This window comes from Aeromonas sp. ANP5, from assembly GCF_963870295.1.
Classification (GTDB): Bacteria; Pseudomonadota; Gammaproteobacteria; order Enterobacterales; family Aeromonadaceae; genus Aeromonas; species Aeromonas veronii.
The window spans coordinates 27,733-49,075 of the sequence record NZ_CAWMRY010000005.1 but is presented as its reverse complement, the minus strand read 5'-3'; the positions used below and the strand labels follow the sequence as shown (position 1 = coordinate 49,075).

Genomic DNA, 21,343 nt, shown 5'->3' with positions numbered 1-21,343 from the left:
ATCGGTAGATGAAAGTTGTCGATTTTCTGAAGCGCAAGCGCGAAATTCTGGCGCAGCACCCCTTTGAGCTCAAGGATTGGCTCTCTCCGGCGATCCGCGACTACTGGCGTGAGTTTCAGCAAAAGGCACATCTTCACCCTTTGCTGGGGCGTGTGCTGGACTTGCAAGCCGAGTCCCAGAGCGAGCAGCAACAGGATGCAGCAACCGTGGCACAAGTAGCCAACGGTCAGCCTGCTGTGGCTCAGGAACCCGCTGTTGAGCTGGGGGCCGAGGCGGCCGAGCTCTATGCCGCCCTGCAGGCCCGCATCGGTGAAGAGACCCACGTCGGCGAGTGGCTGCACGTCAGCCAGCAGATGATCGATCAGTTTGCTGCCGTGACCGGGGATCACCAGTGGATCCACACCGATCCGGAGCGTGCGGCCGCCGAGTCGCCTTTCAAGACCACCATCGCCCACGGATTCCTGACCCTGGCGCTGCTGCCGCAGTTGACCGGCTCGGTCGATGAGGCCACCCCCGAGTTCCCGACCGCCCGCATGGTGGTGAACTTCGGGCTGGATCAGGTACGTTTCCCGTACCCCATCAAGGTGGACAGCAACATCCGCGCCCGCACCAAGCTGGCCCGGGTCACCCCCATCAAGGGTGGGCTGGAGCTGCTCAAAGAGATCAAGGTGGAGATCGAAGGGATCCGCCGCCCGGGTTGCGTCATCGAGTCGGTGACCCGCATCTACTTCTGAGCCCCCTCATCGGCATGAATGGTGAAACGGGCCCGCTGTCCTGTGCAACGAACAGCGGGCCCGTTTTTTTGCCTGTTTGTTGCAAGGGGTGAGGCGTCAGCCATAGCGCGCCGACCCCAGCTTGATATGACTCACAAAACGGTGCGCCGTGCAGTTAGCCAGCTCTCATTTTGGCGAGTTGGCTGCGTGAGGCGATAGCATGTTATGCCACTATTGGCTTCTTACTCCCGATCCTGGAGACAATAGTGCCCATCAATAACAAGATTATTCTGCCACTGCTGCTGAGCCTCACCATCCTGCTGATCCCGACCCACTGGATCCCGCTGGAGGGGATCACCGTCATCGAGCAGCGGGTCGTGGCCATTTTCGTGCTGGCCGCCCTCTGCTGGATCCTGGAGCCCATCCCTATCTTTGCTACCTCGGTGCTGATCATCGTGCTGGAGCTGCTGCTGCTCTCCGACAAGGGGCTCTGGTTCATGACTGCCGACAAGGCTGAACCGGGGTTTGGTGAGCTGCTCAAGTCCACCGAGGTGATGGCGACCTTTGCCTCGCCGGTCATCATGCTGTTTCTCGGTGGTTTTTTCCTCGCCATTGCGGCGACCAAGTACCATCTGGACGTCAATCTGGCGCGGGTGCTGCTGCGCCCGTTCGGTCAGGATCCCCGGATCGTCATGCTGGGGCTGATGTTGATCACCGCCACCTTCTCCATGTTTATGAGCAATACCGCCACCACCGCCATGATGCTGGCCATCCTTACCCCGGTGCTGGCGGCGTTTCCCGACAAGGACCCGGCCAAAATCGGCTTTGTGCTGGCCATTCCGCTGGCGGCCAACCTCGGCGGGATCGGCACTCCCATCGGCACTCCGCCCAACGCAGTGGCCCTCAAATACCTGACCGGCGAGCATGCCATCTCGTTCGGCCAGTGGATGGGATTTGCGGTGCCCTTTGTGGTATTGCTGTTGCTGCTTGGCTGGTTCCTGCTGGGGCGCTTCTTCCCGAGCACCCTCAAGCGGATGGATCTCAAGATTGAGGGGCGCTTTATGCAGACCCCTCGCGCCTGGGTGGTCTACCTCACCTTTATCACCACCATAGTGCTCTGGCTACTGGGGGATCTGCACGGCATGAGCTCCTACGTGGTCGCCATGATCCCGGTAGCTGTGTTCCTGACTACCGGCATCATCACCAAGGACGATCTGCACAAGATCTCCCTCGACGTGCTCTGGCTGGTCTCGGGCGGTATCGCGCTGGGGCTGGCGCTGGAGGACTCCGGGTTGGCCGAGCGGCTCATCACCCATATTCCGTTCCACGAATACTCCACGCTGGCGGTGCTGGTCGGCGCCTGTCTGCTGGCAGTGGTGATGGCCAACTTTATGTCCAATACCGCAACCGCCAATCTGCTGCTGCCACTGGTGGCGGCACTGGCGGTCAGCATGCCGGAGCTGGCCGAGTGGGGCGGCAGTCATACCCTGATCCTGGCGGTTACCATCTCGGTCTCGCTCGGGATGTCTCTGCCCATCAGTACCCCGCCCAATGCGCTGGCCCACGCCACCGGTCTGGTGGAGAGTCACCAGATGGTGCGCATCGGCGTCATCATGGGATTGGTCGGCACATTGCTGGCGATGGTGTGGATCTACCAGATTGCCGCTTGGGGGCTGATCTGAGCGTACGGCCGGTTTTTCATCTGTTGTCTGCTCCATCATCGGAGAAGTGCCATGGCAGGTGATGACCAAAACAGAAAGAGGAGCCAACTTGGCTCCTCTTTCTGTTTGCAGTTGACTCAGAAACTGGCGCCCAGATTGAGCAGGTGCCTGAATTCGGTCTCTTTGTACTTTTGCTCGAGACCGACGAAATGTACTTCGCCATCTTCCCACTCCATCTCGCTCGACCAGGAGAGGCGCAGGTGGTCGTTGAAGTAGTAGCGCAAACCAACGCTGCCCGTGATATCCCGATTGCGTATGAAATAGGGGGAGGGCTGGTCCAGATAGGTCAGATATCTCCCCTGGCTGAACAGCTCCAGCTTCTCCCGCCATAGCGGGATGGGTTGGCGATAGTCCCAGTTCACACTGGCAAAGGGATAATCGATGATCCGGTTTCCTCTGAAAAGCACCCCGATCCCGCTATCTTCTCTGACGTATATTTTGCGCAGGCCTGTTTGTGCTACAAACTCCAGCCTGCGGCGTCTCTCGTTCCAGAAGCGGTAACCCGGGCCGGCACCGTAGTCGAGGTTCAGGTAGTTACTATCCAGCATGTCATATTCGGCATTGAGCGAGCTGCGCACAAACCACTGCTGATTGAAGAAGTAGTCAATGGTTGGGTTCAGTTTGTAGTCGTGGTTATCGGTGACGCTGTCAGACGTTTCGTAGGAGTACTCTCCGGAGAAGCTGTAGCGCCAGTCCAGATTGGCCAACTCGGTCTTGCCCTTGAAGTTGACGTTGTTGGTGTGCTTGTCCTTGTGTTTGAGCTTGATGTTGAGATCGCCACTACCGGTCCAGAGCCAGGCCTTGCGTTCATCCTGCTCATCCTTGAACAGGGTGAATCCACCTTTGGCGGTCGCTTTGGGTTTATCCTGATGCTCTAGTCGCCAGCGCTTGATGGCATCCCGCTTGACGGTAACGGCACCGGTATAGGGCAAAGAGATGCGTACCGACTCATCGTCAATCTCTTCGATGGTACCGGTCAGACGATCGCCATTGTTCATCCAGAGAATGTCCTTGGCCCACAAGGAGTGACAGGCCAACAGGAGTAGGAGGGGCAGGTATTTCATGAGGCAAGGTGACTCCGGTGCGACTTGGGCGCTGGTGACTTAACCACTGACAAGCTGGCTGCTGATGGGGCGGGGCAGGCCATTTTTGTTCTCCAGCGCCGCCGTCACCTCATCCTGCATCACGTCAGGTGCGCTGATAAAGCTCTCTATGGCCGGTGATAACATCAGCGGGGCGCCATTTTCAAGCTCCTCTTCGGTGCGGGAGAGCGGGGAGTGTACCTCCAGCCAGCGCCGACCATCCGGTTCGATGGCTACCTTGACCGGTTGATTAATGACCCGCACCGGTGTGCCGATCGGCACAATCTTGAACAGGGCCTCGATATCGTCAGGTCGCAGCCGGATGCAGCCAGCGCTTACCCGCAGGCCAACGCCAAAATCCTTGTTGGTGCCGTGGATCAGGTAGTCGCGCTTGCCATAGCCAAGGCGCATGGCGAACTTGCCGAGGGGATTCTCCGGGCCGGGGGGCACTACGGCGGGCAGAGTGATCCCTTTTTGCTCCAGCCAGGATTTGCGCACCATGGGGCCGGGTACCCAGGTCGGGTTGGGATTCTTCTCGATGACGGTGGTGGTCATCTCGGGTGTTTCGCGGCCGATATCGCCAATCCCGATGGGCAGCACGATGACCTCGTTCTTCCCTTTGGGGAAGTAGTAGAGGCGCAGTTCGGGCAGATTGATGACGATCCCCTCGCGAGGCACATCAGGCAGCAGCATCTGGGTGGGCAGCGTCAAGCGGGTACCCGGCTTGGGTAAATAGGGATCTACACCCGGATTTGCCTCAAGTAGCGCCAAAAATCCAATTTGCGTATTTTTGCCAACCAGTTCCAGATGTTCATTCTGCTGGATGATGTAATCCTCCAGCTCACCGATAAGGCGACTCCCGGCAGGTGGCAGCGGGTAGCGTTTGGCCTCTGCCGGCGCGGCGCAGAGCAGGATCGCTGCCAGCAGCATGGAAAGGGCGGGCGTTAAGGGTAGGGGCTTGAGTTTCGGCAATCGCATAAGGAGATCCATCAGTTCAATCGGGGCGGAACATCATCAACACAACCGCCAGAATGGCGCGATTGTTCCTCAATCAGCCCATGATTACCAGCTTGCCGCGCACAAGCAATGATGTGGGGATACATAGGAAACCGGCCAAAATCGGCATCACCCATAAATTTGAGCGCCAAGCAGGAAAAAGAGGCGCCTGATGGCAATGGGGCAATATCACGACGTGGATAATGGCCGGGTGTGCGAGCGGGTGGATACAGGGCTATACAGGGCGGCCTCGCAACGCGAACATCACGCGCCGCATTGTGAGCCTGCTCCCAGATATCTGATTCAGCCATTTGATATCTAAGAAATTTTTATTGCATCCTCGGCCCAGCTTGGGTAAAACTCTCTCCCCACGGAGAGATGCCGGAGTGGCCGAACGGGATTGACTCGAAATCAATTGTGGCAGCAATGCCACCCAGGGTTCGAATCCCTGTCTCTCCGCCACATACCAAGCCCAACCTGTTTCGCAGGTTGGGCTTTTTCATTTGGTGATGTGCTGAGGGATTATCCGGCTGACTGTGTATCTGTGGTCATCGGCCCGGATGAATGCCGTTGGATGCTCGCCGTGCCTGCCAGGAGTGCAGGCGCTGCTGCGCCCCGATGATGAAGACAAAAAAGACCGGTACGAAGAAGATGGCCAGCAGGGTGCCGCTGATCATGCCGCCAAACACGCCGGTGCCGATGGCGTGCTGGGTCTCCGCGCTGGCGCCACTGGCGAGCATCAAGGGCACCACCCCGAGGGTGAAGGCCAGCGAGGTCATCAGAATGGGGCGCAGGCGCAGGCGGGCAGCAGTGACAGCCGCATCAAGCAGCGAGCGCCCTTCACTGTGCAACTGGCGCGCAAACTCCACGATGAGGATGGCGTTCTTGGCCGACAGACCGATGATGGTGATCATGCCCACCTTGAAGAAGACGTCGTTGGGCATGCCGCGCAGCATCACGGCCGCGACGGCACCGAGCAGGCCCAGCGGCACCACCATCATCACCGAGAGCGGGATCGACCAGCTTTCATAGAGTGCCGCCAGCACCAGGAAGACCACCAGCGCCGACAACAGCATCAGCAGGGGGGCCTGTTCGGCCGACTGGCGCTCTTGCAACGACTGTCCCGCCCAGGCCAATGCGAAGCCTAGCGGCAATTGCGCCGCCAGACGCTCCATCTCCGCCATCGCCGCTCCGCTGGAGATGCCGGGCGTTGCCCCCCCGGCAATACGCACGGCAGGGAAGCCATCGAAGCGCATCATCTGTTGCGGCGATTCGCGCCACTCCGGTGTCACCACCTCCCGCAGGGGGACCATGCCGCCGCTGGCATTGCGCACCCGCAGGCCGAGCACATCATCGAGCTGCATGCGCGCCGACGCGTCGGCCTGCAGAATGACCTGCTGCATGTGACCGCCGTTGGGGAAGTCGTTGACGTAGAGCGACCCCATTGCGGCCGACAGGGTACTGCTTATGCTGGCGAACGAGAGTCCCATGGCTTCGGCCTTCTGTCGGTTGATCTCGAGGTGAATGCTCTCGCCGGGAGGCAGATTGTCGGGATACACATCACTGACTACCTGGCTTTTGGCGGCCAGTTCCAGCAGTTGTGCCTGAGCGGCCAGCAGCGCGGCATCTCCCCGGTTGGCTCTGTCTTGCAGGAACAGGGTGAAGCCGGAGGCGGTACCCAGCTCGTCGATGGCGGGCGGCAGCAGGCTTATTACCGTGCCTTCAGGACTGTTCGCCATAGCCGCTTGTGCCAGCTCTGCCTCTTCGGCTGCCGTGGCGCCATGACGCTGATCCCAATCTTTGAGCATGGTGAAGGCCATGGCCGCATTGGGGCCTGCGCCGGAGAAGCTGAAGCCCTGCACCACCAGGTTGGTGTCCAGCGCCTCGCGAGAGGCGATGTGAGCCTCGAAGGCCTTGACCACCTCAAGAGTACGCTCGCTGGTGGCGCCGGTCGGCAACTGGATGGAGGTCATGAAGTAACCCTGATCCTCGTCCGGCAGGAAAGAGGAGGGCAGCTGGGCGGCGGTGATGGCCAGCACGGTGCAGAGGGCGGCAAAGGTTGCCATCATCCGTCCGCTGCGCCCGACCAGCCGGGTTACCCGCGCACCGTAGCCTGCCGTGAACCGCTCGAAACCCCGGTTGAAGGCACCGAAGAAGCCGCGCTTCTCATGATGATCCGGACTGACCGGGCGCAGTAAGGTGGCGCAGAGCGCGGGCGTCAGGGTCAGGGCGAGGAAGGCCGAAATCAGGATCGACACCGCCATCGACAGGGTGAACTGCTGGTAGATGACCCCCACCGAGCCGCTGCCAAACGCCATGGGGAGGAACACCGCCGTGAGCACCAAGGTGATGCCGATCACCGCTCCGGTGATCTCCTTCATGGCTTGCGACGTTGCCTCCCGGGGCGACAGCCCACGGGTGGTCATCAGGCGCTCGACGTTCTCCACCACCACGATGGCGTCGTCGACTATGATGCCGATGGCCAGCACCATGCCGAACATGGTGAGGGAGTTGATCGAAAAACCGGCCAGCAGCATCACCGCGAAGGTGCCAAGCAGAGCGATGGGGGCGACGATGGCCGGGATCAGGGTGTAGCGCAGGTTCTGCAGGAAGAGAAACATCACCAGAAACACCAGCACCATGGCTTCCAGCAGGGTGTGGATCACCTTTTCGATGGAGACCTTGACGAAGGGGGCCGAGTCAAACGGGATCGAATAGGCCATGCCCGCCGGCAGGGTGGGGGCGAGCTGGGCGAGACGGGTGCGTACCGCATCTGCGGTACGCACGGCGTTGGCGCCGGGGGAGAGCTGGATGGCGGCGCTGGTGGCGGCCACGCCATTCTCCCGGTTGGAAAAGGCGTAGGATTGCGCCCCCAGCTCGACCCGGGCGACATCACCCAGCACCAGCTTGGCGCCATCACCACCAGCTCGCAGCACGATGGCGGCGAACGCCTCGGGGGTTGTCAGCTGCCCTTGAACCGTGAGGGGTACCGTCAGGCGCTGCCCCGGCAGGGCGGGTTCGTCACCGAGGCGCCCCGGTGCAATCTGGATGTTCTGCTGCTCGATGGCCTGTGCCACCTCGCTGATGGTCAGCCCGTAGGCGGCGAGTTTGGCCGGATCTACCCAGATGCGCATGGCCTGCTCGGCGCCGAACAGCTGCACTCGTCCTACCCCGTCGATGCGGCGCAGCTCCTGCACAATATTGCGTGCCATGTAGTCGTTGAGGGCAACTTCATCGAAGCGGCCATCCGGTGAGGTCATGCCGACCATCATCAGAAAGCCGGATGAGGCTGACTCTACCTGCAGGCCGGTTTGCCGCACTGCTTGCGGTAAACGGGGTTCGACCGCCTTGATGCGGTTTTGCACGTCCATCTGGGCAAGCTCCGGATCGGTGCCCGGCTTGAAGGTGGCAGTGATCTGCGCGCTGCCCGAGGCGTCCACAGAGGACTCGAAGTAGAGCAGATTCTTCACTCCCGACAGCTCGCGCTCGATCAGGCTCACCACCGCATCATTCAGGGTCTGCGGCGTGGCGCCCGGATAGGTGGCATAGAGGGTCACCGACACCGGCGCCACCGAGGGATAGCGGGAGATGGGGAGCTTGGGGATGGCGATGACCCCTGCCAGCACGATGAACAGGGCGATCACCCAGGCAAACACCGGGCGATGGATAAAAAACTGCGGCATGGATAACTCTCCGATTCAGCGAATGCCACCGTCAGCCGGTTGGCTGACGACGGGTGGTTGCCAGGGGGAGGCAATGACCTGAACCCCCGGCGTCAGACGGTCGATCCCTTCGATCACCACCTGTTGCCCGGCACTGAGCCCGGACGCGATGCGGTACTGGTTATTCACCAGTTCAGCGGTGTTGACCGGAACCAGCTGTGCCTGCCCCTGGCCATCCACCACCCACACGCTGGTCTGACCCGAGGTGCGAACTACCGCCTGCTGGGGCACGGTCAGGGCGTTGGCATAGCGGGCACGGGGGATGCGCGCCTGCACATAGAGGCCGGGCAACAGGCGCCGCTCAGGGTTATCCACCAGCACCCGCAGCAGCACGTCGCCGGTCCCGGCATCGACCTCGATGCCTGAGAAGAGGATGCGCCCCTGCATGCCCAGCGGTGTGCCATTGCTGCCGAGGATCTCTACCGCCAGTTCCGGTGCCGTTGAGCCAGCCTGCTGGCGCAGGGATTCCAGCACCGAGGCCGGTTGACGCACATCGACGTAGACCTGATCAATCTGCTGGATCCGGGCCATGGGGGTGGCATCGGTGGGCGACACCAGGGCCCCTTCACTCACCAGTGCCTGATCGATGCGCCCGGCGATGGGGGCCTCCACGCTGGCAAATTGCAGGTTCAGCTGGTGCCGGGCCAGGGTCGCCCTGGCCTGGGCTACATCGGCGGCCGCCTGATCCCGCTGGGAGATCGCATCGTCATAGGTCTGGCGGCTGATGGCGTCGGTGCGCAGCAGCGGCTTCAGGCGGTCAATCTGAATGCGGGCTCGAGCCAGCACCGCCTCGGCCCGTTGCAATGCGGCGGCGGCGCTGTCGACATCGGCCTTGAAGGGGGCCGGGTTTATCTGAAACAGCACTGTGCCTGCGCTGATCTCGGCGCCCTGCTCGAACAGGCGGCGCTGCACGATACCGCTGATCTGGGCGCGAATGTCGGCGCTGCGCAGTGCCGCCACCCGGGCGGGCAGATCCTCGCTGATGACAAGCTCCCGACCAGTCAGTGTCAGCACCGACACCTGAGGAGGGGCGGGTGCTTCCTGCTCTTGCGGCGCGGCATCGCACCCCGCCAACCCGAATGCGGCAATGACTGCGAGCAGGGCGCCCGCATACCGCTGTTTTACAAACATCATCCACTCACCTCGTTAAACCGTCTCTCTGGTGTGATGTGACCGGAGAGTGCATCGAGTGGCCATTATGGCGAGGGGCTATTGCGAATGATTCGAGGCTTTGTGGAGAATCCATGGAGGCGATGATAAAGTTCAACGCCACCTTTTTTCGAGTCCGACTATGTCCCATCTCAATGCTTCCGCCAGCCCGGCGGGCCAGTCACTGGTACTGATTGCAGAGGATGAAGCCGAGATCGCCGACATCCTCGCCGCTTACCTGCAACGTCATGGCTTGCGCTCCCTGCACGCCGCCGATGGCCGTGAAGCGCTGGCCATGCATCAGGCATTCAAACCCGATCTCCTGCTGCTGGATGTGCAGATGCCGCAACTGGATGGCTGGCAGGTGCTCAGCGAGATCCGGGCGCGTGGCGACACGCCGGTGATCATGCTGACCGCCCTCGATCAGGATCTCGACAAGCTGATGGGGCTGCGCATGGGGGCGGATGACTATGTGGTCAAACCCTTCAATCCGGCCGAAGTGGTGGCGCGAGTGCAGGCCGTGCTCAGGCGCACCCGGGCCGTAAAGCCTGCCACGGCGAATGTGCTGCGGGTCGGCCAGTTTCAGATCGATCTGGAGAGCCACGAGGCCAGCATTTTCCGCGATGACCAGCAGCAGGTGCTGGAGCTGACCCTGACCGAGTTCAAGTTGCTCGCCTCTTTGATGCGGGCGCCGAAACGGGTGTTCAGTCGCGCCGAACTGCTGACTCACTGCTTGCCGGAGGGGGATACCCAGGAGCGTACGGTGGATAGCCACATCAGCAAGTTGCGCAAAAAACTGGAGACACACGGCATTCAAGGGGTCCCCGCCAGTGTCTGGGGCGTTGGCTATCGCTTCGGGGGCGATGCATGAAATCGGCGCCCGGCCTTCGCAGGCAGATCATCCGCTCTCTGGGTCTGATGACGCTTGGTATCATCTCCCTCGCGGTGATCGGCACCTATGTGTTTTATGGCATCGCCGTGGCGTTTGTGCCGGGCAGCATCTCCGAGACCTGGGTGCCCTCCAGAGTCGAGATGTTATGGATCGGCTCCACCATTCTCATTGCATTGGGGATGGCGCTGTACGTGGCGGTTCGCCTCTCTCGCCGCATCCTGACTCCCCTCAACTCGGTGGCAACCAGCCTGCGCGAGGTGGCCGAGGGCAAACTCGATGCCCGCGTGCCGGAGGATGAGCAGGCGATCGGGGAGACGGCGCAACTGGTGCGCGACTTCAACGCCATGGCCGAGCGGCTGCAGAGCATGACCCGCGAGCGGGAGTTCTGGAATGCCGCCATCGCCCACGAGTTGCGCACTCCGGTGACCATTTTGCGCGGCCGTTTGCAGGGGCTGGCCGAAGGGGTATTTCCGCCTAGCAGCGAACTCTTCGAGGGATTGCTGCGTCAGGTGGAGGGGCTCAATCACCTGATCGAGGATTTGCGGGTATTGAGCCTCAACGACAGCGGTCATCTGGAGTTGCAGCGGACCGAGGTCAGGCTGGCCGACGAGCTTGCCGTGGTGCTTGAGGCATTTGCCAGCCCTCTGGCGGCGAGCGGATTTGTGTTGCAGCGTGAGCTCGATAGCGAACTTCATGTCTGCTGCGATCTGTTTCGCATCCGTCAGGCTCTGATGGCGCTGTTGGAAAATGCCCAGAAGCACGCGCTGCCGGGCCTGCTGACCGTGCGGCTGTATCGCTCGGAGAGTGTGTGCGTCCTGAGTGTGGAAGATGAGGGGCCAGGCATCAGCGAGGAGATCGCCGCCTGTATCTTCGATGCGTTTCGTCGGGGAGATCCGTCACGCTCGCGCAAGAGCGGCGGTAGCGGACTCGGACTCGCCGTGGTCAAGGCGATTGCCGAGGCCCACGGCGGCAGCGCGGTTTGCCAAGCTACCGGGCAGGGAGGGAGCCGATTCGTGCTCTCCTGGCCCATCTCGGCCATGTCCGGTTGCCCTGAAACCTAACCTGCGGGCGGCAGGTTCTGATGAAGCTATACAGCTGACAGCTGCCCGCACAGGGGCGTTCGACAAGCGACCGTTATAGGGTTTTCTACCGCTTGTACCGGGTGAGCAGGAGGAGTGGGGACATGGCTCATTTGGCGCGAAATCGTGGTTTTTTGCCGTCAAAAATTGAAACCGTTTTCAGAAATCCTTTTCAACTGTGATCCGCTTCAAAGCTTTTTCGGGCGCCAACCTCTAGCATTGGCTCCACGAATTAGGGGCTAGCGCTCCCGATTTTCCCGCTGTGGGAGGTAACCGGATGATCCGGCTATTTCCTTCGTTACTTTCGACGGTCATCATGGATGGCCGTTTTTTTTTTGAGTTATTTCACGGTAAAGGGTCGAGCCGCTGGCGCTTTACCGTTAAAATTCCGCTTTTGCACTTGCCCGTGAGTCTTGATGTCTGCGTCCACCCTCTCTTCGGATAGTTATGCCCTGCTCGCCACCCTGCAATTGCAGCGCGTTGCCAGTACCCGTTTGCTGCAAGAACAACTGGCGATAGGCCATGCCCTGATCGATAAACTGACCCGACTGCAGGATGCGGGGCTGGTCAGATTGCGCGGGGAGCAGCAGTGGAGCCTGACCGCCGAGGGGACGCTGGCGCTGATCCTGGGGGTGCGTGCCGGTCTCTGCCCGGCGCCGGACTGGAGCCGGGTGCCCTCATTGACCGGGCAGGATCTTACCCATGCGGTGGTGCGCGAGCTCTGCCGCGGCAAGGCGGGAGAGATCCCGACCTATTTCTCGGCCAGCGATCTGCTGACCCTGCTCGATACCCCGGACGCTCACCAGCTGCTGGCGGGCTCCAGCCCCGCCTGGCAGCAAATGTTGCTGGAGCACTTCTCGCTGCAACTCTTGCTTGATGCCCCCTATGAAGAGCGCTGGCCGTTGGCCAATGCGCTGGTGCGCTGCGCCCCCGAGGTGCAGGCCCGGGCCAAAGCGTTCGAGGCGGAGTGGCGCTGGCTCTGCGGGGATGGCGAGTGCACATCGCCAACCGGCGAGGACAAGGATGCCGCCCCCGGCTGGCCAGCCCTGCAGGCGCTGGCCCAGCAGAGCCAGAGCGGCCTGCTTGGCGAGCGACTGCTCACCGCGCTGGGCCAGTGGCAGGCAACCGATGAGGGTGAGGCGGGCCAGTGGCCCCGTTCATTCAGCGCCCTGCTCTGGCTTGGCTGGTTGCAGCAGGCCGATCCCGTCATCGCCAGCGAACAGCGCAAGAAGTGGCAGCGCAGTCTGACTGGCCAGTTCCCCCTGCTTGCCGACCTGCTTAGCCAGTGGGCGGGCGATCGCCACGGTCAGGCGGTCGGCCTGTTCGATACCCTGCAGCTGCCGGTGGAGGAGCTCCACTGGGGCTATCTCTGGCTCGATCTCTGCGCGCTGGCCCGTCACGGAGCCCAGAGCCCGCAGGTGGCCATGTTGCACAAGTGGGATCTCTCCCATCTGCTCGATGCCGAACCACATCATCGCCTGATGGCCTTTTGTCAGGATCTGCTGCGCATCTTGTTGGGCGAGGCGGCCAAAGGGGCGCCCCTGTGCCAACTGCGCGGCAGTGAGGAGAGTGCGCAAGAGGGCAGTGACCAGCAGGATGATGACGGGGACGAGGACAAAACCGCGGCCTCTGCCAGCTGGCTCAACTGGCTGCAGGGGCTGGGACGCTCCAGTGGCGTGCGCAAGCCGCAGGAGCGGTTGGTGTGGCTGCTCCATGCCGATGGTCCCGAGCTGGAGTGCAAGATCCAGAAGCTCAGTACCAAGGGGGAGTGGACCGCCGGTCGCCGGGTCGATCCGGCCCTGCTCTCTACCCAGTATGCCGCCATGCTCGATGAGCATGACTGGGCGCTGGTCCGCACCCTGCCACGGGTGATGGGACGACTGCCGCGGGATGTCTGGGTGCCGCTGGCCGATCACCCCCGTTTGTTCAACGCCAAGGGGCAAAAGCTGCAACTGGCCATCAGCGCCCCCCTGCTGCAGGTGGTGGCCACCGAGCAGGGGATGAGCGCGCAGCTCTGCCCCGATGCGGCCGCCCGCGGGGCCCATATCATGCCGCTGGCGCAGGACCTGTGGCAGCTCATCCTCACCCCGCAGCCGCTGCTCGACCGCTTGCCAGCGCTCGAATCCATCCCGCTGCTGCCCGCCGAGGGGCTGGCCGAGCTGCAACGCACCCTGGACGCCATTCCCGAGCTGCCCTGGCACAGTCAGGTTGCGGGGCTTAGCGGCAACGCCGAACTGGCTCCCTGGCCGGGCATTCCTTCGGTGCAACTGGATTGGCAGGATGGTCAGCTGTCGGTCAAGCTGGTGACCCGCTTTGAGGGTCTGCCGCCCCAGCCCCTTGGCAAGGGGGAGGCGATCGTACGGCAGGGGATCAAGGCGTACCACTACTGGCAGCGGGATCTCGCGGCCGAGAAGCTGCAGGCCCAGCTACTGCGCAATCAACTCCCCATCGGCCTGCCCGGCAGCGAGTGGCTGCTGCAGGGGGAACAGGCGCTGGCGCTGGTCAATGCCCTGCCCGAGCTGGTGGATGCCGGCGTGGTCATTCACTGGCATCAGGACAGCGCTCGCCTCAAGAGCCTCGATGAAGCGGCTCTGAGCCTGCGTATCGAGCGGCGGCAGGACTGGTTCCAGGTCGAAGGGGCACTGGCCCTCGATGAGCACCAGATCCTCGATCTGCGCCTTATTCTGCGCCAAATGACCCCGGGGCAGCGCACCGTTCAGCTCGACGAGAAGACCAGCCTGATGCTGAGCGACAAGCTGGTGGAGCGGCTCACCATGCTGGGGGCCATGCTCGATGAAGAGCAGCGCATCAACAACAAGCTGGCCTATCCGCTCACTCGCCTGCTCTCGGTCATTACCACCGAAGGGGATGCAGCGTGGCAATCCCTGCAGCAGGAGTGGCAGCAGGAGGTCGAGTGCCCGGACGAGCTGCTTACCTCCCTGCGGGACTATCAGAAAGAGGGGGTGCGCTGGATGGCGACCCTGGCCCATCACGGTTTTGGTGCCTGTCTGGCCGATGACATGGGTCTGGGCAAGACGCTGCAGGCGCTGATTGTGTTGCGCATGCGCCAGCACCTTGGCCCTGCGCTGGTGGTGGTGCCCAAGTCAGTGGTCACCAACTGGCAGGAGGAGGTGACCCGTTTTGCCCCCGAGCTTGATGTGGTGGTGTTCGAGAACCCGGCCGAGCGGGAGGGGATTATTCGCGAGGCCAAGGCCGGTCAGGTGATCCTCATCAACTACGGCATGCTCGGCAGCCTGGCGGAGGCGCTCAAGTCCCGCCGATGGTCCAGCATGGTGCTCGATGAGGCGCAGCAGATCAAAAACGCCGGTACCCAGCGCGCCAAGCTGCTGTTCCAGCTCGACGGCGATTTTCGCCTCGCCCTCTCCGGCACCCCCATCGAGAACCATCTGGGGGAGCTGTGGAGCCTCTTCACCTTTATCAACCCGGGGCTGCTCGGCAGCCTTGGCGAGTTCAAGCGTCGCTTTGGCAAAGCGGTCAAGGATCCCCAGCACATGGCGCTGCTGCGGGCGGTGATCAGCCCCTTTATCCTGCGTCGTCTCAAGCAGCAGGTGCTGACCGAGCTGCCGGACAAGACCGAGATCATCCACCACATCAGCCTCTCCCCCGAAGAGCGCCAGCTCTACGAGGCGACCCGGCGGGAAGTGGTGCAGCAGGTGCAAAGCGCCGATGGCCGCGCCCTGATGCATGTGCTGAGTGGCCTGACCCGGCTGCGCCGCCTATGCTGCTCGCCGGAGCTGGTGATGCCAGAGTGGTCGCAAACCAGCAGCAAGCTGGACGAGGCGATGGCCCTGCTGGAAGAGGCGATCGACGGCGGTCATCGGGTGCTGGTGTTCAGCCAGTTCGTCGATCTGCTGAGTCTGTTGCGGACCCGCATCGAGCAGAAGTCTTGGGACTACTGCTATCTGGATGGGGGCTGCTCCGCCAAGTCCCGTCAGGACTCCATCCTGCGTTTTCGTCATGAGGAAGTGCCGCTGTTCCTCATCAGCCTCAAGGCGGGGGGGACCGGCCTCAACCTCACCCAGGCCGATACCGTGCTGCACCTCGATCCCTGGTGGAACCCGGCGGTGGAAGATCAGGCGAGCGATCGGGCGCACCGGATGGGCCAGACCCAGCCGGTGACCGTGTACCGGCTGGTGTGCGAGCAGACGGTGGAGGAGAAGATCGTCGCTCTGCACGACGAGAAGCGGGCGCTGGCCGATGGCCTGCTGAGTGGCCAGTCCGAGGTGCGCGGGCTGGATGTGGAGAGCCTGCGGGCCCTGCTGATGGGCTGATTGGCGACGCCACCTTCCACACCACCTATCGATACAGACAAGGGGAGAACATCCAGGATGTTCTCCCCTTTCTTATTTGGGGTGCTGATGCGGGATACTTCGTTTATCGCGGCAAGGCGGCCCAGCTATTCCTGATCCAGTCACCCCTGATAGAGATAGAGGTGCAGCCGCTCGATGATGGGCTCGCCGCCAATCTTGCGATCTCGCCGCGCCTGCCGGCTCTTGGGGGGATAGTTGCCCAGATGGGTGACTGCGGGCGGGGTATCCGAGCAGAGCAGCAGAGGCAGGCTCGCCTTGATCTGCTGCTTGCGCGGGCTGCGCTCCAGCCAGAGCAGGTTGATCATCGGGTGGGTCTTGACCGGGCGGCGGATCCGCAGCTCGGCATCGGCAGGTAGGCGGCGAATGTCGTACACCTCCTGATCCACCATCTTGCTCCACTCCTCGTTGTTGGAGAGGGCCGGTATGTAGCGGCGGCTGCGCTCCAGCATCTCAAGCACCTGCTCGCGACTGAGACGATTGATGGTCTGCTTGTCAGCCCAGGTAAAGCCGAGGGATTGCAGCTCACCTGTCAACAGGGTCAGCTTGCGGTAAACCTGCAAGGTGATCACCCCGGGCAGAGCGGTATGTACCAGCTCGAACTTCTCGTCACGTCCCCCCGCCTGCTGCACCAGCGCCTTGAAATCGAGCTTGTGCTGGTTGATTTGGTCGATCAGCGGTTGCAGCAAGGGGGCTGCGGCGGCAGGAAAGCGCAACCAGCCGGGCAGCCGATGAGTCGCCTTGGTGGAGCAGCCGGGACGGGCGCTGTGGTCCCGATAAGCGGCGAGGGTGGCTGCCAGCGCGGCTTCACCGTTGAGATAGCCCACCTCAATTTGCTCGATCGGGTCGTGTTCTTCCCCCTGTGGCACCGGGGGGAGGGGATAGACATGGGCCTCCTGCAGGTCGAGCTGACCAAGCAGATCGGCCAGCTGGTTGAGAGCGCCTTCAATGGCGGCCATCTGTTGACGCAGGGCGGCGGTCGGGGTAAAGGTATCCATCGATGATCCTGTGGTTTCATCCGCCTCTGACGGCATAAACGATGGCGTCAGGGCAGGGGAATGAACTACTGTATAAATAACCATACCAGTATGCCGGTTGCGCGCCAAGAGGGGCGTTTTCGGGTCTTCATCGAGGGAGCTGCGCGGGAGGAAAGTAAGTTTGTTTTATGTTTCATTGTGTTAATTTAAGATCACCAAGAGATCGAAGAATTAACAATAGAATGTAATGACGGGGTTGCCAGCCATGGCGCGTCCATTGGCGAGTGCATAGGCAATGCGGTAAATTGCATATGTAAGGTGGTGCCATGCAGCACAATATGCTGCGGGCCGTTGATGGTCGAATAGTGACTTAATTATTCTTTATAAATCAAAGCATTAAAATTTTATCAGTCAGTTTTTTACTATTAGTTTTCCTAATGTAACGTATCAAAATTCGTCAATTGAGTCGGCCCTGCTCCCTGACTAAGCTTTGCGCATCAAATAAAGCCCAGTGCGTAAACAAATATTCAGAGGAGCCACATCATGGCCAACATGACTTATACCGAAACCGGTTACCAGCATTCCAGCCAATTGAATCTGGTTGCTCGCGTTAAAATGACCGTTCTGACCTGGCTGGAGCGCAGCCGCAGCCGTCGCCAGCTCTCCGAGCTGCCCGAGTACCTGCTCAAAGATATCGGCCTGAACGAAGCTGACCGTTATCAAGAGACCACCAAGCCGTTCTGGCGTGGTTGATCTGCCGGGCATGGATGCCTTGTTTTTCTGCTGAGTCGTTTGCTGTTCTGCCCCGTGGCGCCCGGCCGCCAAGTCTGTCATTGTCTGTTTTATATCCCCCGTTTTCCCCTTGTTTTTTGTTGATCCTTTTTCCTCTCCTCTTTATTCCACATCGCTACTGCCATTGCTGTCGTCGTTCGAGTGTTATCACACTTGTATCGTTAATGTTTGAATTTGTTTAAAAAATGATTTTAAGCCGCAACGCCTTGCGTATAATCCGGCCATAGTATTCCAGCGCAAGAGGGTGAGACGGATGATTCCCCAGCACGATTTTTTGGCCTTGACCCGCAGCCATGAGTGGCAGCTTGAGCCCTTTGAATTTGCCCTGCCCGATGGTGCGCGGGTCAGCGTCTGGGATACGGGCGTGCTCTGTCTGGAGCCTGCCAGTGGCGCGGGCGGCCAGCCGGGAGGACGCAAGGATATCGTCCTCTCCTGCGGTATTCACGGCAACGAGACTGCCCCCATCGAGATCTGCAACCAGCTGCTGAGCCGTCTGCTCTCTGGCGAGCTGAGCGCCCGCCATCGGGTGCTGTTCCTGTTTGGCAATCCGGCGGCGATGAATCTGGGGCTGCGGGAGGTGGAGGAGAACATGAACCGGCTCTTCTCCGGTGCTCACAGCAAGGGGGAGGGGCTCTGCAATCGGGAGCGGATCCGTGCCATGCGTCTCGAGCAGTATGTGAGCCGCTTCTTTGCCGATCCTGCTCGTCCCCGCTACCACTACGATCTGCACACCGCCATTCGCGGCTCGCGCCACGAGAAGTTTGCCGTTTACCCCTTTCCCCATGAGCGGCCCCACTGCCGCGAGCAGGTGCAGTTCCTCGGTGCCTGCGGGGTACGTACTATTCTGCTCTCCGCCAGCCCGACCACGACCTTCAGTTACTACAGCTCCCGCCAGCATGGTGCCCACGCCTTTACGGTGGAGTTGGGCAAGGTGCGCCCGTTTGGCGAGAACGATATGACCCGCTTTATCGAAACCCGTCAGGCGCTGCAGGAGTTGGTCACTCAGGATGAAGTGGCACTGGAGCCGTGGCGGGCGGATGATTTCACCCTGTTTGCCATCGATCGGGTGATCACCAAAAAATCGGCGGACTTTCGCTTCCTGTTTGCCAGCGATGTGGACAACTTCACCGAATTCCCCCAAGGGTTCGTGCTGGCCGAGGATGGCGAGCTTCGCTACACGGTCGAGAAGCCGCGTGAGGCGGTGGTCTTCCCCAATGCCAACGTGGCGATTGGTCAGCGCACCGTGCTGATGGTGGTGCCGACAAGGCTTTGGGAATAGCGGTGATAGTTTTGCCTGCAGAGCGGTGATGCATCCGCAGGCGGCGCCAAGCCATTGTTTTAGTCGGTGGCTCAGACACAGCAGCGGTGAGCCGCAGTAATAAAAAACGGGGCCAGTCAGATGACTGGCCCCGTTTTTTATCGGGTTCAAGTGGTGTGGCTTAGCTGTTGTTCTTCACAAACAGGGTCAGCTCCTGACCGGGCTTGAGGTAATCCCCTTTATCCAGCTGATTCCAGCGCATCACATCGTTGATGGCCACCTGGAAGCGAGCCGCGATGGAGGAGATGGAGTCACCACGGCGAACCTGATACACCATCGATTTGTCGCTCTTCTTCCCTTGCTTGGGATAGACCACCAGCTTCATGCCTGGTTTGAGCGCCGACTTGGCATTCAGACCGTTCCACTTGGCGAGCTCTTCGTGGGAGACGCCGTGTGCCTGGCTGATGCTCCACAGGTTGTCACCCGAGCGCACCTTGTAACTGACTTTGGCCTTCTGGCTGCTGCCACGGCTTGCCAGCTGTTGCGGTTTGCTGGCGGAGCTGGCCTTGCTGCTGACCTGACCGTGGGTCGGGATCACCAGTTGCTGACCGCGACGCAGGTTGTTGCTGCGCAGATTGTTGGCCAGCTTCAGCTCGTTCACGCTGACGCCATGATTCTGGGCGATGCGCGACAGGGTATCGCCACTGGTGACCTGATAGGAGCGGGTACGAATACGTTCGCTCTTGGGCAGATCGGCCAGTGCCAGCTCCAGGGTATCGGCATACTCTACCGGTACCAGCAGGCGGTAAGGGCCACGGGGCGACATCACACCACGGCTCAGGGCCGGATTGACCTCCTTGAGCTGTGAGGTGCGCAGACCTGCCAGTTGGGCGGCCACGTTCAGATCGATCTGGCTGCCGGTCTCCACCACTCGCAGCTTCGGCTCGTTGGCGAGCACCGGCAACTGGATATTGTACTTGTCCGCATTGCTGATCATGTCAGCCATGGCGAGGATCTTGGGCACATACATCCGGGTTTCGCGGGGCAGATCGAGCGACCAGTAGTCGGTCGGTTTGCCTGCGCGCTGGTTACGCTGTATGGCGTTGCGCACCCGTCCTTCCCCGGCATTGTAGGCGGCCAGCGTCTGCAGCCAGTCACCGTCAAAGAAGCGGTTCAGGTACTCCAGATAGTCGAGCGCCGCATTGGTGGAGGCCAGCACATCGCGCCGTCCGTCATACCAGTTGTCGTGGCGCAGACCGAAGTTTCTGCCTGTCGCTGGCACAAACTGCCAGAGTCCGACGGCATTGCTGCGGGATCGGGCATGAGGATCAAACATGCTCTCGATCATCGGGACAGTAATAAGCTCCATTGGCAGCTCACGCCGTTCAATCTCCTCTACCATCAGATAGAGGTAGGGTTCAGCCCGGCTGGCAATGGTCGCCAGATGCTTATCATTGCGCAACAGCCACTCACGTTGCTGGCGGATGCGCGGATTGTCCGGAGTTTCCAGTTGCATATCATCGCTGATACGCACCCACAGATTGTCCGTATCTTCCATTTCGTCCAGCTGTTCATCGCCAAACAGGAAATGGGAAGAGTGTTTTTTATGCGCTTTTTTCTTGACCTGGGGGGACTTGATCGGCTCGATTGCCGTTAGCGCCCGGTCATCCTGATGGCTCAGGTTTTGGCAGCCGCTGAGCAACAGCGCTGCCAATAAGGCCGTTCGTACCTTCATCTCGTTCCGGTCATTTTTAGGAAAAACAGCTCGCATCATAAGGGGCAATGGCCCCCTGATCAAGGTTTGTTCAAAAAACGTCCTTCCACTGACGCAGGATGGTGAAGGTATCTACCGGATTTTCCACGCATTTTAGTCCATGTTTTTCAGCAGAAAATTTCACTGAATCCTGTTCGCAGCGCAGAAAAATGTTGAAAGTGCGTTCGTCACCCAGCCGGGTTGGCAGGCTTGGCAGCCCCTGTTGCCGCAGTTTGCTGATCAGCCCGATCTGGCGGCGGATCGCCGGGTTGTCCGGCTCGACCGCATAGGCAAAACGCAGGTTGGAGAGGGTGTACTCGTGGGCACAATAAATGAGTGTCTCATCGGGCAGGGCGGCGAGTCGTTGCAGCGAGTGGTACATCTGCTCCGGCGTCCCTTCAAACAGGCGGCCACAACCGGCCGAGAAGAGGGTATCGCCACAAAACAGCATGCCGTTACCGTGGTAGGCGATGTGGCCGCGAGTGTGCCCGGGCACATGGATCACCTCGAGGGCGAGGCCGTGCCAGTTGATCTGATCGCCATCTTCCAGCCACTGACCGTGGTGATCCGGCATCGGGTCAAGTTTGGGGCCATAGAGCCGGGCGTGGGGGAAGTGGGCAAGCAGGTCGGTGACACCCCCGACATGATCGTGATGGTGATGGGTCAGCAGGATGGCATCGAGCACCAGCCCCAATGCCTCGAGCCGCTCCAGCACGGGTGCGGCATCGCCCGGATCGACCACCAGACAGTGATTTTCGTGGCGGATCAACCAGATGTAGTTGTCATTAAAGGCTGGAACTGTGATCACTGGATACATGAGTCTGCTTCTCTTTAGGGAGGGTATCTTATATAACAGGATGGCGTTCGAAACCCCGAGTTGA

At 60.9% G+C, this 21,343-nt stretch carries 14 protein-coding genes and 1 tRNA gene; 8 read left to right on the top strand and 7 right to left on the bottom strand.

The window, feature by feature from the left end; translation table 11 throughout:
* Positions 1–8: 8 nt before the first annotated feature.
* Complete coding sequence (locus tag AACT07_RS04595) at positions 9–734, top strand: MaoC family dehydratase (RefSeq protein ID WP_019445964.1); 726 nt, start codon at positions 9–11, stop codon at positions 732–734.
* Positions 735–979: 245 nt separating this feature from the next.
* Entirely contained in the window at positions 980–2,395 is a 1,416-nt protein-coding gene (locus tag AACT07_RS04590; protein ID WP_005353291.1) for an SLC13 family permease, read from the top strand.
* Between the two features lie 116 nt (positions 2,396–2,511).
* Here AACT07_RS04590 and AACT07_RS04585 read toward each other — a convergent pair whose 3' ends face one another.
* Both AACT07_RS04585 and AACT07_RS04580 read right to left on the bottom strand, forming a co-directional pair.
* The gene (locus AACT07_RS04585; protein WP_042084030.1) at positions 2,512–3,498 is read right to left on the bottom strand and encodes a DUF481 domain-containing protein; all 987 of its coding nucleotides are present in this window, start codon (positions 3,496–3,498) and stop codon (positions 2,512–2,514) included.
* Positions 3,499–3,537: 39 nt separating this feature from the next.
* The gene (locus tag AACT07_RS04580; RefSeq protein WP_230599709.1) at positions 3,538–4,446 is read right to left on the bottom strand and encodes a L,D-transpeptidase family protein; all 909 of its coding nucleotides are present in this window, start codon (positions 4,444–4,446) and stop codon (positions 3,538–3,540) included.
* A gap of 438 nt (positions 4,447–4,884) precedes the next feature.
* Between AACT07_RS04580 and AACT07_RS04575 the strand changes: the two genes are divergently transcribed.
* Positions 4,885–4,974, top strand: a tRNA-Ser gene (locus tag AACT07_RS04575).
* Positions 4,975–5,060: 86 nt separating this feature from the next.
* Here the strand turns inward: AACT07_RS04575 and AACT07_RS04570 are convergent.
* A complete protein-coding gene (locus AACT07_RS04570; protein WP_069526738.1) occupies positions 5,061–8,195 on the bottom strand; it encodes a multidrug efflux RND transporter permease subunit in 3,135 nt (1,044 codons plus the stop codon).
* Positions 8,196–8,210: 15 nt separating this feature from the next.
* The gene (locus tag AACT07_RS04565) at positions 8,211–9,368 is read right to left on the bottom strand and encodes an efflux RND transporter periplasmic adaptor subunit (RefSeq protein ID WP_069526737.1); all 1,158 of its coding nucleotides are present in this window, start codon (positions 9,366–9,368) and stop codon (positions 8,211–8,213) included.
* Positions 9,369–9,525: 157 nt separating this feature from the next.
* Here AACT07_RS04565 and AACT07_RS04560 point away from each other — a divergent pair, with 157 nt between their 5' ends.
* From AACT07_RS04560 to AACT07_RS04550, 3 genes are all read left to right on the top strand, one after another.
* Positions 9,526–10,254 carry a response regulator gene (locus tag AACT07_RS04560; protein WP_040065122.1) on the top strand — a complete coding sequence of 243 codons (729 nt, stop codon included), beginning with the start codon at positions 9,526–9,528 and terminating at the stop codon, positions 10,252–10,254.
* On the top strand, positions 10,251–11,336 hold the full coding sequence (locus AACT07_RS04555; RefSeq protein WP_069526736.1) for an ATP-binding protein: 1,086 nt from the start codon (positions 10,251–10,253) through the stop codon (positions 11,334–11,336). The genes AACT07_RS04560 and AACT07_RS04555 overlap by 4 nt, the downstream gene beginning before the upstream one ends.
* A 434-nt stretch (positions 11,337–11,770) precedes the next feature.
* Positions 11,771–15,646 (top strand): DEAD/DEAH box helicase, encoded by a 3,876-nt coding sequence (locus tag AACT07_RS04550; protein ID WP_069526735.1) that lies wholly within the window; start codon positions 11,771–11,773, stop codon positions 15,644–15,646.
* A 140-nt stretch (positions 15,647–15,786) separates the two neighbouring features.
* Here the strand turns inward: AACT07_RS04550 and AACT07_RS04545 are convergent, their stop codons facing one another.
* On the bottom strand, positions 15,787–16,680 hold the full coding sequence (locus tag AACT07_RS04545) for a DNA replication terminus site-binding protein (RefSeq protein WP_069526734.1): 894 nt from the start codon (positions 16,678–16,680) through the stop codon (positions 15,787–15,789).
* Between the two features lie 522 nt (positions 16,681–17,202).
* On the opposite strand from AACT07_RS04545, the gene AACT07_RS04540 reads away from it, so the two are divergent.
* Together AACT07_RS04540 and astE are read left to right on the top strand one after the other, a co-directional pair.
* Positions 17,203–17,412 carry a DUF1127 domain-containing protein gene (locus tag AACT07_RS04540; protein ID WP_005337823.1) on the top strand — a complete coding sequence of 70 codons (210 nt, stop codon included), beginning with the start codon at positions 17,203–17,205 and terminating at the stop codon, positions 17,410–17,412.
* Positions 17,413–17,704: 292 nt separating this feature from the next.
* Complete coding sequence (gene astE / locus AACT07_RS04535; protein ID WP_069526733.1) at positions 17,705–18,730, top strand: succinylglutamate desuccinylase; 1,026 nt, start codon at positions 17,705–17,707, stop codon at positions 18,728–18,730.
* Between the two features lie 160 nt (positions 18,731–18,890).
* Here astE and AACT07_RS04530 read toward each other — a convergent pair whose 3' ends face one another.
* Entirely contained in the window at positions 18,891–20,444 is a 1,554-nt protein-coding gene (locus AACT07_RS04530) for a lytic transglycosylase (protein WP_005361719.1), read from the bottom strand.
* A 70-nt stretch (positions 20,445–20,514) separates the two neighbouring features.
* Positions 20,515–21,279 carry a hydroxyacylglutathione hydrolase gene (gene gloB, locus AACT07_RS04525; RefSeq protein ID WP_005337817.1) on the bottom strand — a complete coding sequence of 255 codons (765 nt, stop codon included), beginning with the start codon at positions 21,277–21,279 and terminating at the stop codon, positions 20,515–20,517.
* Positions 21,280–21,343 lie beyond the last annotated feature (64 nt).